Genomic DNA, 16,131 nt, shown 5'->3' on the forward strand with positions numbered 1-16,131 from the left:
AAGCTCTCGCGCGTCACGATGAGGACACATTCCACCTCGCTACATACGCCCTCTTTTTCGTGCTTTTTCTCGTCGCGGGAATCTACATGGCGACCGTTCGTAGCCGGCTCCAGTGGCAAAACGCCAGAGTCGACCTGAGGCACGAAATTACCTTCCTGGCCACCATGGTTGTGCTTGGCTCCATCGCAACGGGTGGAATCGGCTTCGTCCTTCTTAGCCTGGTGACGCTCCAGCGCTACGCCCCGGTGGCCTACCGCTGGTATGCAGCTCCATAAAAAATGCTCCCCGCTAGACGGGGAGCACCATCCCTTAAGGGATGACAACGTTTACTACACGTGCGAGGTTTCGCCGAGGCTGTGAACGTGGATGAGGTTGGTGTTGCCGGCAACTCCGGGCGGGGTACCTGCCACAACAACCATCATGTCATCGCGGTTGTACTCCTCCATGGCCAGGAGGGCCTTGTTCACCTCGCTGAGCATCTCGTCGGTGGAATCCACCTTCGGGCACAGGAAGGTCTCGCAACCCCAGGTGAGAGCCAGCTGGCTACGAACCTCGGGGTTCGGGGTGAACACGAGCAGCGGCAGCGGCGAGTGCAGACGAGCCACACGCTTTGCGGTGTCGCCAGAGCTCGTGAAGGCGACGAGGGCCTTGGCGTTGAGACGCTCGGCGATATCGCGCGCCGAGTAGCTGATCACGCCACGCTTGGTGCGCGGAATGTGGGACAGCGGCGGCACCTGACCACCCTGCTCAGCGTTCTCCACGATGCGGGCCATCGTCGCGACGGTGAGCTGCGGGTACTTGCCCACAGACACCTCGCCGGACAGCATGACGGCATCGGCACCATCGAGCACGGCGTTAGCCACGTCGGATGCCTCAGCACGGGTCGGGCGGGAGTTCTCGATCATGGAGTCGAGCATCTGCGTTGCCACGATGACGGGCTTGGCGTTCTCGCGGGCGATCTGGATGGCGCGCTTCTGCACGAGCGGCACGGTCTCCAGCGGCACCTCCACGCCGAGGTCGCCACGGGCGATCATGACGGCGTCGAAAGCCAAGATGATGGACTCCAGGGCCTCGATGGCCTCCGGCTTCTCCAGCTTGGCAATCACCGGAACGCGACGGCCTTCCTCGTCCATGACCTTGTGAACAAGGTCGACATCCGCGGGGGAACGTACGAAGGACAGGGCGATAAAGTCCACGCCGAGCTTGAGGGCGAACCGCAAGTCGCGGATGTCCTTCTCACTCAGTGCCGGAACAGAGATGCTCATCCCAGGCAGGGACACACCCTTGTTATTGGAGACGGGGCCACCCTCGACAACCTCGCAGATGACGTCGTTGCCCTTGACCTCTTTACAGACAAGGCCAACCTTGCCGTCGTCGACAAGCAAACGATCGCCGGGGCGAGCGTCCTTGGCCAGCCCCTTGTAGGTGGTGGACACGCGGTCGTGCGTGCCTTCCACATCATCAACTGTGATGGTGACGATCTCGCCGTCGTTCCACACCGTAGCGCCATCAATAAAGCGCCCGAGGCGGATCTTCGGCCCCTGCAGATCAGCAAGGATGCCGACGGCCTGGCCCGTCTCATCGCCCGCCTCACGGGTCCAGTTGTAGTTCTTTACATGATCCTCGTAATCGCCATGGGAGAAGTTCAGCCTGGCGACGTTCATACCAGCTTCAACAAGTCCCTTGATGCCTTCCTTGGAGGCAACAGCGGGACCGAGCGTACACACGATCTTAGTTCTTCTTTGCACGCCTAAAGGGTAGGTCAAAAAACCAAAAATGGCTACATAAGATCGGTCACACCCTCAGCGAAACCCCACTTTTCGCAGGTCAGACCCGAGGAAGAAATCCACACAAACAAACACAAACGGGCGCAAAAAGTCATTAGTTTGTTTTTAACGGTCGCGGATCAACCTCCGCCGGCGTTTCCCTGTGCCCCTTGCGGACCACGAGGAACAGCACCGCCACAAGGAAGAACACCGTTGACGTCACGAGGTTAATCCGAAGCCCGAAAACAAGCGTCGCCGGATCATCCCGCATGAGCTCCATGAAGAACCGCCCGAACATGTACGACGCCACGTACAACCCAAACACGCGCCCGCGCCCCATGTTGAAACGGCGATCCGCCCAGATGAGGAAGAGGCACACGGCCACGTTCCACAGCGCCTCATAGAGGAACGTCGGGTGCACAATCGCCATGATCTCCCCCGTCGAATGGCCCGTCATCGGCGCCAGCTCACCTGCCTCGTTGACGCGGTAGTACAGCTCCAGGCCCCACGGCAGGTCGGTCGGGCGCCCGTACAGCTCCTGGTTGAAGTAATTGCCAAAGCGGCCAATCGCCTGCGCCAACACGAGGCCCGGCGCGACAGCGTCCGCCAGCGGCGCGATGGGGAGACCACGCACCCGCATCATCACCCACACGGCCAGCACGCCAACGATGACGGCACCCATGATGCCCAGCCCGCCGTGCCACACGTACAACGCCTCCACCGGGTTGCAGGTGGAGCAGAAGTAAAAATCGTAGTCCGTTGCCACGTGGTACAGCCGCCCCCCAATAAGACCTGCCGGCACGGCGATGACGGCCGCGTCCATCACGATGTCAGCATCGCCGCCACGGGCCACGTAGCGCTTGGTGCTCACCCACAGGGCCACCACGATTCCCGTAATTATGCACAGGGCATACGCACGAATAGGAAGTGGCCCCAGGTACCACACCCCCTGAGGGGGCGAGGGGATGGTGGCAAGGATGGATTCGGACACACCGACACCTTTCACGTGTGAGATATTCTTCCCACAACAATGTACCCTAACGGGCCGTCGGGCACGCCGGATGCATTCCAGCCGCCACAAGCGACCGGCACAGCCTGTCCGGTGATGCCGAACGCGACAGCGCCTCCCCCACGACCACGGCATCTGCGCCCGCCCCCGCGTACCGCATGAGGTCCACGGGCGACGTCACGCCGGACAGCGCCACCTTCACCACGTCGGTGGGCAGCCCCGGCGCGATGGAGGCGAATCGTTTCCGGTCCAGGGTGCGCGAGCGCATGTCACGGGCGTCTACCCCAATAACACGGGCGCCGGCCTGGATGCCGCGGGAGGCCTCCTCCTCGTCGGCTACCTCCACGATCGCTTCCATCCCCAGAGAATGCACCCGGTCTAGAAGGGCCACAAGACGATCCTGCTCCAACGCCGCCACTTGCAGGGCTACAAGATCCGCCCCGTAGTAGCGGGCCTCGTGCACCTGGTAGGGATCGACGATGAACGACTTGCACCACACGGGGGCGCGCACCGTCTCTTTGACCGTGCGCACGTCCTCCAGCGCCCCGTTAAAGCGACGTTCCTCCGTCTGGCAGCCGATGATGCACGCCCCGGACTGTTCGCACAGCCTCGCAAAAGCCGCCGTATCTCTAATGGAGCTGACAAGATTGGTCACAGGATCGGCACGTTTAATTTCGGCGATGACGCAGCACCCCGGCTGCTGCAGCACGCTCAGCGCGTCCCTCGCCGGCGCGACGTTGCGGGACAGGCGCTTGATTTCTTTAAACGGCACAACTTCCTCGCGGGCGGCCACATCAGCGATAACGCCCTGAAGAATGTTGTCGTATAACGTGGCCATGAGGGGTCACACCACCCGCACGCGTAACCGCGCGATGAGTTGCTCCCTGATTACCGTGGCCATGCTTATGAATTTTAGCCCGCGCCCCTACCCACACGAAATTAAAGGCCCGCCTTACCACTACCCCCGTTCTTCGTCTCTTCCTGTTAAATCGATTCCTTCATCCAGCGCATCCCACATGACACGCTCGGAATCCGGGGCCACCTCGATGTCACTTTCCAGCTGCTCCCGGCGCGTCCCCGTCGATTCCAACATGCCCGTTTTCTGTGCATCCACCCCCGGTCGCATGGCCAACAGAACTCCCGCGACCACGGCCACCACCGCACACGTCACCGTCAGTACGGGCCCCACAATGCTTGTCGACGGTTCGCTCACCTGTGCCCACTGACTGATCCGCACGGGATCGGTAGCCTTCGCCGACGCTGCGCCGGCCAGCAGGATGTCCCGCACACGCTCCGCGTCCGCCCCCTGTGTCAGCACCATGATGGGCGGGTACGCGAGCGCGGCCCCCGCAATTGCCGCCACGACGCCGACGACGCGCCTGCCGGTTGCCTTGACGATGAGCCCCACGAGTAACAACCCAATAAGAACAAATGAGGAGATCTGCAGCTGCGTCGACCACGCGGCACCCGTCAACGTCTCCTGTGACTGGCCGGCCTTATCATCGTTGACGGTCACGGTAATCCAGGTGAGCCGTGAGGTGAGCCACGAGGCCACCCCGGCGGCTCCGAGAGCGAGCGGGCAAACGTATCGGGTGTTCATGGTTAGTTACTCTAGCGTCACGGGGAAATCGTCAAAGCACGTTCTCGTCCCCGTGTGGCAGGCTGCTCCATGCTGGTGCACGCGCAGCAAAACGGTATCACCGTCGCAGTCAAGAGACACACCGAGAACATCCTGGGTGTTCCCGCTGGTTGCACCTTTCACCCAATACTCCTGCCTGGACCGCGACCAGTAGGTCGCCTTCCGAGTCTGAATCGTCGCGGCCAGCGCGACACTGTCCATCCACGCGAGCATGAGCACCTCACCCGAATCGGCCTGTACAACTGCAGGCACCAGCCCGTCGGCATTGAACCGCACCTTGTCGCGTACGGCCTGTGGAAGAGTTCTTATTGGGTTGACGGGAAAGCCAGCCAACCCCAGCTGCCTCTTCACCGCCCCAATCGAAACCTCCCCGTAGTGGAAGATGCTCGCAGCGAGCACCGCGTCCGCGCCGGTGGCGGCCGCGGGCGGGAAGTGCTCGGCTGCCCCTGCGCCGCCGGAGGCGATGATGGGCACGTCGACGGCCTCCCTGATGAGGCGGAGGAGCTCGAGGTCGAAGCCGTTCTTCGTGCCGTCGGCGTCCATCGAGTTGACGAGGATTTCTCCGGCGCCTCTGCGTTCGGCATCGCGTGCCCACTCGATGGCATCGATGCCCGTGCCCTGGGTGCCGCCGTGGGTGGTGATCTCGAAGGAGTTCTTATTGGTGCGGCGGGCATCGAGGCTGAGCACCACGCACTGGCGCCCGAAGCGCTCGGCGAGCGCGTCGATGAGCGACGGGTCTTTCACCGCCGCCGAGTTGATGCTCACCTTGTCCGCCCCGCAGCGCAGGAGCTCAGCGCAGTCCTCCACGCTGCGCACTCCGCCGCCGACGGTGAGCGGGATGAACACGGTTCCGGCGACCTTCTTCACAACGTCCCGCATTGTGGCCCGCCCCTGGAGGGTGGCGGACACGTCGAGGAAGGTGAGCTCGTCCGCGCCCTCCTCGAAGTAGCGGGCGGCCAGTTCGACGGGGTCGCCGGCATCGCGCAGGCCTTGAAAGTTCACGCCCTTGACCACGCGCCCGTCTTTGACATCGAGGCAGGGGATGACCCTAATTCCGACACTCATGGCTCTACCTTCCAATCCGTTGTAGTGAGGCGCTCAGCACGCCTGCGGTTTTTTGATCCCCGCCGATCACCCCGTCGGATCCCACCGTCCACGGGTTGCCGTGCAAGTCGGTGACGTGGGCGCCCCTCGTGGTGAGGTGGCAGACTCCGGCCCCGTTGTCCCACACGTGCGGGCTCATGGACACCGTCGTGCCCACCCCCGCCACGGCCACGAGCCCGAGGTTTGCGCCGACGCAGCCGCTGATGCGCATGCGAGGCTTGGGGGCGGCAATAAGCGCGTCCACCATGTGGGTCACCTCGTCGCGGAAGCCGGGGACGAGGGAATCGATAAGCCCTACTCCCTCACCGGGGGTGCCCCACCCACCGGCTGGAAGCTCCACCCGGTTGGCACCCACCGTCACCGTCATTGATTGGCCAGCAACGCTGGTGATCGTCGTGGAGCGCACGGGCAGGCTCGTCACCCCAATAAGAGGTGTGTCATTGACGAACAGGGCGGCCAGTATCGCGCACGACGGGTCTCCGCGCAGGTAGTTGGAGGTGCCGTCGATGGGGTCGACCACCCAATAAGAACGTGTCCCCACCTCCCGGTGCAACTCCTCAATCTCCTGTGTGCGCGACTCCACGCAGCCGATCGATTCCTCCCCCACCACGGGGATCCCGGTCGCCTCGGCCAGGTGAGCGTGGAGGAAGCGTTCGATGCGCACGTCGGTGTCGGTAACCGGCGATCCGTCTTGTTTGTGCCGGGCGAGGGCAACCCCGTGACCGGCGCGAAAGACCTCCCATTGGGAGCGGACGAGGTCCTCGGCGACGGCGGCGATGGCACGCAGATCCATGGCCACTATGCCCTCGGGTAGCCGAGCGCCTCCAGCGCCTCGTCGACGGTGAAAGCCCCCTCCACCAGTGCCTTGCCTACGATGGCACCGTCAATCCCCTCGTCCTCGTAGCGCGCGAGCGTCCGCAGGTCATCGAGGGTGGATACGCCGCCGGACGCAGTGATCGTAGCGTCGGTAGCAGCGGCCACCTCGCGCAGCAGCTCCACGTTGGGGCCGGACATGGCCCCGTCGCGGGACACGTCGGTGACCACGAAGCGCCTGCAGCCCACCTGGTCGAACCGCTCGAGCACCTCCCACAGGTCGCCACCGTCGTTGACCCACCCGTGGGTGGAAACGCGCCACTCGCCGTCGACAAGCGAACAAGCAAGGTCCACCGCAACCTTGTCGCCGTAGCGGTCGACGAGCTCACCGACCCACTCTGGGCGCTCCAGAGCCGCAGTACCGACGCTCACCCGGGAGGCACCCGCGGCAAACGCCGCGGCGACGGCCTCGGAGTCCCTCAACCCCCCCGACACGTCAACGTTCACACCCAGCTTGTCGACGATCTGACGCACCGCCGCACGATTGTCACCCTCTCCAAAGGCAGCATCAAGGTCGACGACATGCAGCCACCCCGCCCCAATAAGAACTCTGCCGACCTCCACCGGGCTGCCGTAGACTTTCTCGCTGCCCGCCTTCCCCTGAAACAGACGCACCGACTGGCCACCACGAATATCAACAGCAGGAAAAAGAGTGAGCATAGCCACAGATTCTACTACAGGGAGGCGACCCAATTGCGCAATAATGCAAGGCCCGCACGGCCCGACTTCTCCGGGTGGAACTGGGTGGCCCACAGCGGGCCGTCCTCCACGGCGGAGATGAAGCGCCGGCCCGAGTGCTCCGTCCACCCAATAAGAGGTGGCGTCAGCGGAGGCGTGCGCTCAAAGCGGTCCTTCAGGACCCCGTAGGAATGAACAAAATAGAAGCGCGCCTCAGAAGAAATGCCGTCAAACATGCGGCTCTTATTGGGGTGAGCGACCGTGTTCCACCCCATGTGTGGCAGCGGCGTCACCCCCAGCGACTCCACCACGCCCGGCCACTGGCCGAGCCCCGCCGTGGTCACGCCGTTCTCCACGCCCTTATCAAACATCACCTGGAGCCCCAGGCAGATCCCCATGACCGGGCGGCCGCCGGCCAGTCGCTCCTCCACCATCCGCTGGGCCGAAATCTTCTTCAGGCCCTCCATGGCGGAGGCGAAGGCGCCGACACCGGGGATGAGGACGCCGTCGACAAGCGAATCCGGGCGCGTCGTCACCGTCACATTCGCGCCCACCTCCTCCAAGGCACGCGCAGCAGAAAACAAATTCCCCGCGCCGTAATCCACAATGCCAACAGCAGGCCTCACCATAACAGCTCCTTCTTACTTACGACGGCGACGAAAAACCGGTGCCCGACCAGCCACACGCTTACCAACTCGCGCCAACTGCCGGACCGTCGCCACCGTATTGTCATACTCCACAATACGGTGATTACCCATCACCGTGTCCACAATCCGCAACGTCAACGCCACCGACACAATAACCGCCGCCGTGGAAAACGCGCCGACATAACCCGCCGAGGCAACAACAAACCCCAATAAGAGGCTCCCCAACCCCGTGCCCGAATCAAACGACATATTCCACAAGGCACTCGCCTCCGACAGCTTCGACCGCGGCAACCGCGTAAACATATCCAGCATCGACTCATTCTGGATCGCGCCATAACCCAGGCCGTACACGAGCACGCTCACAAACAGCCACGGCCGGGGGAGGGCGCCGGAGAGGGTGACGGCAAGCACCACCACCCCAATAAGAACTAAGAATTGGGCGGGAATCATCGTCGTTCCGGGCACGCCACGCTTATCCGCCACCACCCCGGCGAAGTAGCGGGAGATCATCTGGGCGAAGCCGACGGCGGCGAGCAATGCTCCCCCAATAAGAGCTCCGTGCTCCGGCATGGACTCCTTGACGGCGTTGGGAAGGAACGAGGAAATTGCGCCATAGGCAATCGCTGCCGTGCAGATGCACAGCGCGGGAACCAACACGAGCTTCCACACCGGCGCAATGTATCTACCGTCCTCTGTAAAGCGTGACTTGTTGTGCGTGGCAGGTTGCGGCCGCAGCCTCGGAATCCTCAGGCACATGAACGCCGAGGTGAGAGAGATCAGCGCAGTTGCGATGTACACCGGAGTCGTACCAATCGCTTCGGTCACCGTCAGGCCTGCGGGAAGGAGGATGCACTGAGAAAGTCCCACCGACACTCCAAGCAGCGCGGTTGCCTTGCCCAAGAAACGAACCGGCACCAGTTCTGCGATGAGGGCCGATTCTGCAACACACAGCGCACCAAAGCCAATGCCTCTTATTGCGCACACTGTAAGAACGGGAATGGCTTTGACGCTTGCGATGTGGCCGAGTGCCGGCACCCCCAATAAGAACGCAGCGACGACGAGCACGGGCGTGTAACCGAACCGACGTGTGAGCTTGGGGGTGAGCATTTGGGTGCAGACGGTGAACCCCATGAAGACGCCGGTTGTTGCCCCGGCAAGGGAGGCGGAGCCACCGTCGCGAAGCACAGCGTAGGGAACGACGGGGAGGAGCATCGCCCACCCACCGAACGCACTTGCGATGGCAATGAGAGCTGCCAGGAAGCCTGGAGCCTGCCACACACTTGCAATCCCATCGTTCTTATTGGGCAAGAGGATGCCTTTCTATCTCCAACGGTTGTCTCAGTTCCACATTCAAGCACTCAGACTTCTAATTGGCGAGTTTGGACATGCCAAGGGCCCCTCCTCTCGGAGGGGTGTGGCACTTCTTATTGGGGGTTAGCTGGGCTTGTCGTTGGGCAGCCACGTGCGGTAGCTTCGCCGTCGTCGCCGGGCGGTGTCTTTTTTGCGTCTGGCTCGTTCCCGTTGTCGCAGGTGGAGGGCGCGCCCGCTGTAGTAGGTGGCGGGGTGGTCGTTGTATTTCCAGGTGGTGCTGTGTGGCGGGTTGTAGCCGGCTTTTTTGGTGTCGGGGTGTCTGCCGTGCCAGCCGTTCTTATTGCGGGATTTGTGGTCGTCGTTTTGGGCGTTGTGAGGTTTACACAGCGCGATGATGGTGTCGGAGTCGGTTTCGCCGCCGTCGACCCAGGCGAGGGTGTGATGGTATTGGCTGTAGATGGCGAGTTGGTGGCAGCCGGGGTGGGCGCAGAAGATTTGGTCGATGTTGATGGCGTTGCGCAGTTGTGCGGAGGCGAAGCGGAGGTTCTTAAGCTCGTAGTGTGCGCCGATGTGGCCGGCGGAGTCGTAGATGCTGACGAAGCCGTAGGGGCCGAGGTTGTAGTTGGCGATGTCTTCGGCGGTGAGTATCTGGCCGTCGGTGGTGGCGAATTTGCCGTCGCCAACGTAGGTGGAGTCGTCGACGGTGAGGATGAAGGCGGGGACAAGGGTGCGGTCGAAGTGGTTGGAGTAGTCGGGCGACGTGCCGGAGAGCAGTGTCACCAGGCCGTCGGCAAGCCTGACGGAGACCGGAACGTTCTTATTGAGGGGGGTGACGGCGAGCGCGCGGGCCTGGAGCTCATTCATTTGCGATTCGGGGAGCCTCAGGTGCGCGTGTTTCATGCCCATGACGTCGGGTTCGTGGGAGATGGTCATGGTGGCGGTGGGCTTGGCCGTCACGGTTTCCTGCAGTTTTTGCTTGGCGACGGCCCGTACTCGCTCCGGGCTCTCCCCTTGCGCACTGCGCGCCAGCTGCGTGCGCAACTCCTCCCGGAGCTCGGGTTCTGCTTTGTACACGGCGCGGGAGATCGCCACCAATGAGTCCAGCGGGAGCGTGGCCGCAAGCGCCCGAGCTTCGTCGTTATTGGAGGTGAACCACGAGCGTGCTGACGTCAGCCACGCCGAGGCGGTGGATTCGAACACCTGCGCCTGCGCGGCGACGAGCTCGACGGAGTTGGGGTGGCGGAGGTCGACCTCGTACACCTCCCGCAGGAAGTCGAGGCCGCGTGTGAGGTCGGCGTAGGTGCTCAAAGCTGTCATGCTTCGCACCCTAGCGCCGGTACGCCACCGCGTCATCCCACACCGGTAAACCTGTGGATAACTCCCCTCTCACAGCCCATCCACCGGGATGGGCTGTGGATAAGTTGTTATTGGGTGGAGTAGCTCATGAACGCGAGCGCCAGCGCCCCCGCCGCCAGAATCCCCACGACGATGGTTCCCTTAAGGGACCCGTTTTTGTACATGGACCAGGCGCCGCCGACGAGGAGGCCGGCGACGAGGAACATGAAGTAGACGAACCAGACTCCCACGGGTTACAGCGCCCCCTTGCTGGAGGGGATGCCGGTTTCGCGTGGATCTTTGGCTGCGGCGGCGCGGATGGCGCGGGCGACGGCCTTGAATTCTGCCTCGGTGATGTGGTGGGGGTCGCGGCCGTGGTGGCAGATGAGGTGGAGGTTGATGCGGGCGTGGAAGGTGAGGGTCTCGAAGAAGTGCCTGTTGATGACGGTGGCGTAGTGGCCCCCAATAACAGACGTGAGGATCTGGTCGGGCTCGCCGCGCATAACGAAGTAGGGGCGGCCGGAGAGGTCGACGACTGCTTCGACGAGTGTTTCGTCCATGGGGATGGTGGCGGAGCCGAAGCGGACGATGCCGCGCTTATCGCCGAGTGCCTCGTTGATTGCCTGGCCGAGAACGATGGCGGTGTCCTCCACGGTGTGGTGGCTGTCGATCTCGGTGTCGCCGGAGGCGTGGATGGTGAGGTCGATGAGCGAGTGGTTGGCAAACGACTGGAGCATGTGGTCGAAGAACGGCACGCCGGTTTGGATGTCGGCTTTGCCGGTGCCGTCGAGGTTGATGTCGACGGCGATGGTCGTTTCCTTGGTGGCGCGTTCGACGCGGGCGATGCGGTCCTTGGAGGTTTGGGCATCGGCGCGGTCGCGGCTGGCGTAGGACATGTCAGGCATGGTCAACTACCTTAGCTGCGGCGGCGAGAAACCTCGAATTTTCCTCACTCGTGCCGATGGTGACGCGCAGGAAGCCGGGGATGCCGTTGTCGCGGATGAGGACGTCCTCGTCGAGGAAGGCCTGCCACGTGGCGCGCGGGTGGGAGATCATGAGGAAGTTGGAGTCCGAATCGATGACCCTGTAGCCAAGCTCGGTGAGCTTCGCCGCCACAAGGTTGCGGTCTTTCACGAGCTTGTCGACGTTCCCCAGCGTCTCCTCGGCGTGCGTAAGCGCGACCCTCGCCGCCGCCTGGGTGAGGGTGGACAGGTGGTAGGGCAGGCGCACGAGGAGGACGGCCTCGATGAAGGCGGGGTGGGCCAGAAAATATCCGAGCCGGCCGCCGGCGAAGTCGAAGGCCTTGCTCATGGTGCGGCTGACGACGAGCTTGGAGGGAAATTCCCCAATAAGAACTGCCGCCGAGGGTGCCGAGGAGAACTCGGCGTAGGCCTCGTCGACGATGACGATGCCCGGGGCGTGGGCGACAATGTCGCGGATGACCTCCAGCGGGGTGGAGTTACCCGTGGGGTTATTGGGGGTGGTGATGAAGATGATGTTGGGTTGGCGCTCGTCGATGGCGGCGAGCGCCGCGTCTCGGTCGACATCGAAGTTCTCGTCGCGGGGCACCTCGATGAACTCGGTGAACGTGCCCTTGGCCAGGATGGGGTGCATGGAGTAGCTGGGGGTGAACCCCATGGCGCTGCGCCCCGGCCCGCCGAACGCCAAGAGGAGCTGCTGGAGCACCTCGTTGGAACCGTTGGCGGCCCACACCTTGTCCACGGTGAGGTCCACCCCGGTGGCCCGGCTGGCATACTGGGCGAGCGCGGTGCGCAGGGCGACAGCGTCGCGGTCCGGGTAACGGTTGAGGGTGTGCGCGAGGCGGGTGACCTCCTCGCCGATCTCGCTGGCGAGCTCGTCGCTTGGCGGGTACGGGTTCTCGTTGGTGTTCAGGCGCACGGGGGTGTTCAGTTGCGGGGCACCGTAGGGCGATTGGCCCTTGAGGTCGTCGCGGATGGGAAGCTCCATTAGTTGTCGCCCCTCCTCGCCGTGATCGCCTCGCCGTGGGCGGGCAGCCTCTCCTCCACCGACAGGCGGATGACATCGTCGGCAATCTCTTCCATCGCCTCCGCGGTGTAGTCGATGACATCCACGTGTTTGAGGAAAGTTAACGTCGACAAGCCAGAGGAGTAGCGAGCAGACCCGGACGTGGGCAGAACGTGGTTGGAGCCGGCGGCGTAGTCCCCGAGAGGAACCGGGGCGTAGGGACCAACAAAGACCGCTCCCGCGTTGGTGATCCGGGAGGCCACCTCGGCCGCATCGCGGGTGTGCACCTCAAGGTGTTCGGCGGCGTACGCGTCGGCTGTGGCGATGGACTGCTCAAGATCGGCGGTGACCACAATGGCGGACTGCTCACCGGTGAGGGCCTCGGCCACGCGCTCGTGATTGAGGGTGACGGTGTAGAGCTCCTCCACCTTCTCATCCACCGCGCGGGCCAGCTCCGGCGAATCCGTGATGAGCACGGAAGCCGCCATGACGTCGTGCTCGGCCTGGGAGATGAGGTCGTAGGCCACCTGGGTGGGGTCGGCCGTGGAGTCGGCGAGCACGGCGATCTCCGTGGGACCGGCCTCCGCGTCGATGCCCACCACCGAACGCACGAGGCGCTTGGCGGCGGTGACGAAGATGTTGCCGGGGCCGGTGATCATGTCGACGGGCTCGAGCCCCTCGTCACCGTAGGCGAGGAGAGCCACCGCCTGCGCACCACCGACGGCCCACACCTCGTCCACCCCGAGGAGGGAACACACGGCAAGCACCGTGGGGTGCGGGTAGCCGCCGTTATCCTTCTGCGGCGGCGAGGCCACCACGAGGTGCTCCACCCCGGCGGCCTGGGCCGGAACCACGTTCATGATGACCGACGAAGGGTACACCGCCTTACCGCCGGGAACGTAGAGGCCGACGCGGGAAATGGGAACAAACTTCTGTGTCACCGTCGCACCGGGGGCGAGGGTGACCGTCACATCGTCGGGGCGCTGCGCCTCGTGGACGGCACGGACCCGCCCAATGGCGGTGTTGAGCGCCGCGCGGAGGTCGGGGGCAAGGTCGGCCGCCGCCTTGTCGCACACCTCACGAGGAACTTTCAGACTCGGCGGGCGGATGCCGTCGAACTTCTCCCCATACTCCAGCGCCGCCTCGGCGCCGCGGCGGGCGATGTCTTCGACGATGGGCCGCACCGTGTCCAGCATGGAATCGACGGACTGATGGCCACGCGGCACGATCCCCCGCAGCTGTCGGGCCGAATACGAACCCTGTGAAATATCGATCGTGCGTAGCATGGCAACTCCTTACGTGAGCCAGGTGTGAGACGTTGTTCCCGCGCGGGCGCAGCGCGGATTCCTCGCGCCACCTCGTGGCGGCCGGGCGACGCGGAAGAACGGGAGTGCGCAACTGGGCGCCAACGCCCGTGCCACTGTGTCACTGTGCCACCGTGCGTGGAACAACCGTGGAGTACTTCCCCACCCTCCCCATTATGCCCATCAATGCATGTCAAAACAATGATTCTGAGATGTAAGACTATTCTTCAGGCTCTGAAGGAGCGCGGCTGATCCCCCACAACCATGCCGTTGCTGCTGCTAGAGGGGCCCACAGGAATGCCGTGCCGACGTCGACAGCACTGCGCACCGCCACCTCCACTCCCTCCGGGCCGAGGAGCGCGGCCCGGTCGGACAGCTGATAGGCCACTACGTGGCCCGCCGCGAGCACAGTCACGGCACTGACCACACCGACGACCACCGCCACAAGCTGACCGACCAGCGTCGAGGAAACCCGCGAGACCGCCCATCCGATTACTGCCCCGCCAATGATGACGATGAGGAGGTAGACGATGTAAAGCGGGAAATCATGCGCGCCGTAATCGGCGGGCGGGATAAACGAACCCTCCCCGAGAGTCCGAACAGTGGCCCGTGGCGCGCAAAAACCCCACGCGACACCGACGAGCCCGGATAACACGAGGCTCGCGGCGGTGATGCCGGACAAATCTCCGAGCACCAGGCGTGGGGTGGGGCGAGTGGCCATGCGCGTGGTTGTCATGGCCCACTAGTTTAGCGTCTAGTTACACATCTTCCAGCGGCCGTCCTCGCGGAGGAACTTCATCGTGCCGGACTGCGTGTTGCCCTGGGAGGTCGTGGTCACCCAGGCCGAAGCCTCGTCACCGTTGACCGTGATGTCCTCCACCGCATCCACGGTGGAACGGGTTTCCTGGTACTGCGGGATCTGCTCCAGCGGAATCTCCGGCACCTGAGAGAGGTCAACGCCCTGGGCGCCACCGGCCTGATCGATGACACGGCGACACGTGTTGTCCATGAAGTTACTCATAAAAGCACGCAGCGTAGGTGCCCACGTGACGGACTGGACCAGGCTTGCAATGGCCTCAGCGTCTTCGGCGCTGGCCGGTTCGCCTTCCACAGGAGCAAGCACCTCAGGGGCGGGAACCTGCGGCAGCGGGTTGAGCTCCGGCTGGGACTCAGCCTCGGGGGCGAGCGTCGCCGGCGCCTTGGAGTCGGTTGTGGGAGACGGAGCCTCGGAGCTCGAGGACGGCGCCGACGACTCCGTCACCTGGGTGGTGCGGGTAGACACGTTGGTCTCCGTCACCTGCTCGGCCGCCTCATCGTCCTTCTTGCTACATGCGCTAGCGCTCAACGCGACGGCCACAGCCGTGGTCAAAGCGATAACCTTCCTCGAACCTGCACTAATTTTCACGACGGTTAGGTCTCCTTAACGTGGTAAGACGTAATAACTTTGCTTTTCATCGTTCTGCACCGATACGTACAGCAGCACCGAACCCCCGCCGAAGGGAATCCGCCTTGCCTGCCCGGCACACTCACGATGTATGCACGAAACGCACGGTAGCAGATGATCAAACCTGCCACATAGAGTATCACCGCACACACAGGTTTGTTACACAACTGTGCACACTTGTAGGTAGTTCCACGGTCCAGCGCAGCCAACTTTAACCTGCCTGAAAATTTTCTCCCACCTCTATTATGTGTAGCACGATTGATGCCCGTCAGCGGGCTTCACCGGCGCTCTCCGGCCGGTTGCCCCCGCCGGATACCCTCTGTATCTTTCTTTCGGCTTTCAACTACAATTGGCTAACGTGCACTTGGACAGAGACAAAATTATTTCCGCCGGGCTTGAGATCCTGGATACCTACGGCCTGGCCGATATGACCATCCGCAGGATCGCCGGAAAACTCAACTCTGCGCCAGGTTCCATCTACTGGCACGTGAAGAACAAGCAGGAGCTCATCGCCCTCATTGGCCACGCCATCATCACCCACGTCGACACGGAACAGGCAACAACGGCCGACATGATCCGTGCCCTGCGCCAGGCGATGCTCCAGTTCCGCGATGGTGCCGAAGTGGTGGCCGCAGCCAACAATTCCGGGCTCGTCCGCGACGAACTCATCGAGCTCATCCGCACCCCCGACGAATCCCTTACGGAGCCGGAAGCCTCCACACTGTTGAGCTTCACTTTGGGGCACGTGCAGTACGAACAGTTCCAGCGCCAACTGGACGACCTGGCCACCCAGCGGCCAGCGAAGAAACCCGGTGGCGACGATGGCCAGAAGGCCACCACACCCGCGGAAGCGCACGCAGCAAAAGCCCCAGTGCACGAGGACTTCGAGAGCGAGGGGACGGCACTTTTCGAGTCCGGCTTGGCGCTCATCCTGGCGGGTATCGAGACGCGCCGCGACTAGTTGTGTCCATTAACACAATCGGCGCGTAAATGTGGACAAAACACCACGGCACGGTAAGAATTTATGCACACGGC

At 63.3% G+C, this 16,131-nt stretch carries 18 protein-coding genes and 1 pseudogene; 2 read left to right on the forward strand and 17 right to left on the reverse strand.

Annotation, left to right across the window (positions count from 1 at the left end):
- Positions 1–59 precede the first annotated feature (59 nt).
- Entirely contained in the window at positions 60–275 is a 216-nt protein-coding gene (locus HMPREF1219_RS04345; protein ID WP_156823203.1) for a hypothetical protein, read from the forward strand.
- Between the two features lie 54 nt (positions 276–329).
- Here the strand turns inward: HMPREF1219_RS04345 and pyk are convergent, their stop codons facing one another.
- The 17 genes and pseudogenes from pyk to HMPREF1219_RS04420 form a co-directional block, all read right to left on the reverse strand.
- Positions 330–1,748 (reverse strand): pyruvate kinase, encoded by a 1,419-nt coding sequence (gene pyk, locus HMPREF1219_RS04350; RefSeq protein ID WP_051120479.1) that lies wholly within the window; start codon positions 1,746–1,748, stop codon positions 330–332.
- Between the two features lie 133 nt (positions 1,749–1,881).
- Positions 1,882–2,757, reverse strand: coding sequence for a prolipoprotein diacylglyceryl transferase (gene lgt / locus HMPREF1219_RS04355; protein WP_016459293.1), 876 nt, complete (start codon positions 2,755–2,757; stop codon positions 1,882–1,884).
- 46 nt (positions 2,758–2,803) lie between these two features.
- Complete coding sequence (locus HMPREF1219_RS04360) at positions 2,804–3,613, reverse strand: indole-3-glycerol phosphate synthase TrpC (RefSeq protein WP_016459294.1); 810 nt, start codon at positions 3,611–3,613, stop codon at positions 2,804–2,806.
- 120 nt (positions 3,614–3,733) lie between these two features.
- Positions 3,734–4,375 (reverse strand): TIGR02234 family membrane protein, encoded by a 642-nt coding sequence (locus HMPREF1219_RS04365; RefSeq protein ID WP_016459295.1) that lies wholly within the window; start codon positions 4,373–4,375, stop codon positions 3,734–3,736.
- A 6-nt stretch (positions 4,376–4,381) separates the two neighbouring features.
- Positions 4,382–4,747 carry a phosphoribosyl-AMP cyclohydrolase gene (gene hisI / locus HMPREF1219_RS13195; RefSeq protein WP_425387091.1) on the reverse strand — a complete coding sequence of 122 codons (366 nt, stop codon included), beginning with the start codon at positions 4,745–4,747 and terminating at the stop codon, positions 4,382–4,384.
- Positions 4,730–5,479, reverse strand: a pseudogene (gene hisF / locus HMPREF1219_RS04370) (imidazole glycerol phosphate synthase subunit HisF); the annotation flags it as partial. The pseudogene hisF and the gene hisI, both read right to left, overlap by 18 nt.
- Before the next feature lie 4 nt (positions 5,480–5,483).
- Entirely contained in the window at positions 5,484–6,311 is an 828-nt protein-coding gene (locus HMPREF1219_RS04375; protein ID WP_016459297.1) for an inositol monophosphatase family protein, read from the reverse strand.
- Between the two features lie 5 nt (positions 6,312–6,316).
- The gene (gene priA / locus HMPREF1219_RS04380; protein ID WP_016459298.1) at positions 6,317–7,051 is read right to left on the reverse strand and encodes a bifunctional 1-(5-phosphoribosyl)-5-((5-phosphoribosylamino)methylideneamino)imidazole-4-carboxamide isomerase/phosphoribosylanthranilate isomerase PriA; all 735 of its coding nucleotides are present in this window, start codon (positions 7,049–7,051) and stop codon (positions 6,317–6,319) included.
- Positions 7,052–7,065: 14 nt separating this feature from the next.
- Complete coding sequence (gene hisH / locus HMPREF1219_RS04385; RefSeq protein WP_016459299.1) at positions 7,066–7,698, reverse strand: imidazole glycerol phosphate synthase subunit HisH; 633 nt, start codon at positions 7,696–7,698, stop codon at positions 7,066–7,068.
- A 12-nt stretch (positions 7,699–7,710) separates the two neighbouring features.
- Positions 7,711–9,024: an MFS transporter gene (locus HMPREF1219_RS04390; protein WP_040426900.1), complete on the reverse strand. Its 1,314-nt coding sequence runs from the start codon at positions 9,022–9,024 to the stop codon at positions 7,711–7,713.
- Between the two features lie 126 nt (positions 9,025–9,150).
- Positions 9,151–10,344 carry an HNH endonuclease signature motif containing protein gene (locus HMPREF1219_RS04395; protein WP_016459301.1) on the reverse strand — a complete coding sequence of 398 codons (1,194 nt, stop codon included), beginning with the start codon at positions 10,342–10,344 and terminating at the stop codon, positions 9,151–9,153.
- A 107-nt stretch (positions 10,345–10,451) separates the two neighbouring features.
- The gene (locus HMPREF1219_RS12765; RefSeq protein WP_016459302.1) at positions 10,452–10,613 is read right to left on the reverse strand and encodes a hypothetical protein; all 162 of its coding nucleotides are present in this window, start codon (positions 10,611–10,613) and stop codon (positions 10,452–10,454) included.
- A 3-nt stretch (positions 10,614–10,616) separates the two neighbouring features.
- Positions 10,617–11,267 (reverse strand): imidazoleglycerol-phosphate dehydratase HisB, encoded by a 651-nt coding sequence (gene hisB, locus HMPREF1219_RS04400; RefSeq protein WP_016459303.1) that lies wholly within the window; start codon positions 11,265–11,267, stop codon positions 10,617–10,619.
- Positions 11,260–12,330: a histidinol-phosphate transaminase gene (locus HMPREF1219_RS04405; protein WP_016459304.1), complete on the reverse strand. Its 1,071-nt coding sequence runs from the start codon at positions 12,328–12,330 to the stop codon at positions 11,260–11,262. Before HMPREF1219_RS04405 ends, hisB begins: the two co-directional genes overlap by 8 nt.
- The gene (gene hisD / locus HMPREF1219_RS04410; RefSeq protein WP_016459305.1) at positions 12,330–13,634 is read right to left on the reverse strand and encodes a histidinol dehydrogenase; all 1,305 of its coding nucleotides are present in this window, start codon (positions 13,632–13,634) and stop codon (positions 12,330–12,332) included. Before hisD ends, HMPREF1219_RS04405 begins: the two co-directional genes overlap by 1 nt.
- Before the next feature lie 238 nt (positions 13,635–13,872).
- On the reverse strand, positions 13,873–14,388 hold the full coding sequence (locus HMPREF1219_RS04415; RefSeq protein WP_016459306.1) for a hypothetical protein: 516 nt from the start codon (positions 14,386–14,388) through the stop codon (positions 13,873–13,875).
- A gap of 18 nt (positions 14,389–14,406) precedes the next feature.
- Positions 14,407–15,057: an Rv0361 family membrane protein gene (locus HMPREF1219_RS04420; RefSeq protein ID WP_016459307.1), complete on the reverse strand. Its 651-nt coding sequence runs from the start codon at positions 15,055–15,057 to the stop codon at positions 14,407–14,409.
- Positions 15,058–15,454: 397 nt separating this feature from the next.
- Between HMPREF1219_RS04420 and HMPREF1219_RS04425 the strand changes: the two genes are divergently transcribed.
- Positions 15,455–16,057: a TetR/AcrR family transcriptional regulator C-terminal domain-containing protein gene (locus HMPREF1219_RS04425; protein WP_016459308.1), complete on the forward strand. Its 603-nt coding sequence runs from the start codon at positions 15,455–15,457 to the stop codon at positions 16,055–16,057.
- The last annotated feature ends 74 nt before the right edge of the window (positions 16,058–16,131 follow it).

It is taken from the genome of Corynebacterium pyruviciproducens ATCC BAA-1742, assembly GCF_000411375.1.
In the GTDB taxonomy this organism is placed as follows: domain Bacteria; phylum Actinomycetota; class Actinomycetes; order Mycobacteriales; family Mycobacteriaceae; genus Corynebacterium; species Corynebacterium pyruviciproducens.

Coding starts and splice junctions, on each gene's coding strand:
- HMPREF1219_RS04405 (WP_016459304.1), bottom strand. CDS start 12,330: ATGGAGCTTCCCATCCGCGACGACCTCAAGGGCCAATCGCCCTACGGT.
- hisB (WP_016459303.1), bottom strand. CDS start 11,267: ATGCCTGACATGTCCTACGCCAGCCGCGACCGCGCCGATGCCCAAACC.
- HMPREF1219_RS04365 (WP_016459295.1), bottom strand. CDS start 4,375: ATGAACACCCGATACGTTTGCCCGCTCGCTCTCGGAGCCGCCGGGGTG.
- hisD (WP_016459305.1), bottom strand. CDS start 13,634: ATGCTACGCACGATCGATATTTCACAGGGTTCGTATTCGGCCCGACAG.
- HMPREF1219_RS04395 (WP_016459301.1), bottom strand. CDS start 10,344: ATGACAGCTTTGAGCACCTACGCCGACCTCACACGCGGCCTCGACTTC.
- hisH (WP_016459299.1), bottom strand. CDS start 7,698: ATGGTGAGGCCTGCTGTTGGCATTGTGGATTACGGCGCGGGGAATTTG.
- HMPREF1219_RS04375 (WP_016459297.1), bottom strand. CDS start 6,311: ATGGATCTGCGTGCCATCGCCGCCGTCGCCGAGGACCTCGTCCGCTCC.
- priA (WP_016459298.1), bottom strand. CDS start 7,051: ATGCTCACTCTTTTTCCTGCTGTTGATATTCGTGGTGGCCAGTCGGTG.
- HMPREF1219_RS04415 (WP_016459306.1), bottom strand. CDS start 14,388: ATGACAACCACGCGCATGGCCACTCGCCCCACCCCACGCCTGGTGCTC.
- HMPREF1219_RS04360 (WP_016459294.1), bottom strand. CDS start 3,613: ATGGCCACGTTATACGACAACATTCTTCAGGGCGTTATCGCTGATGTG.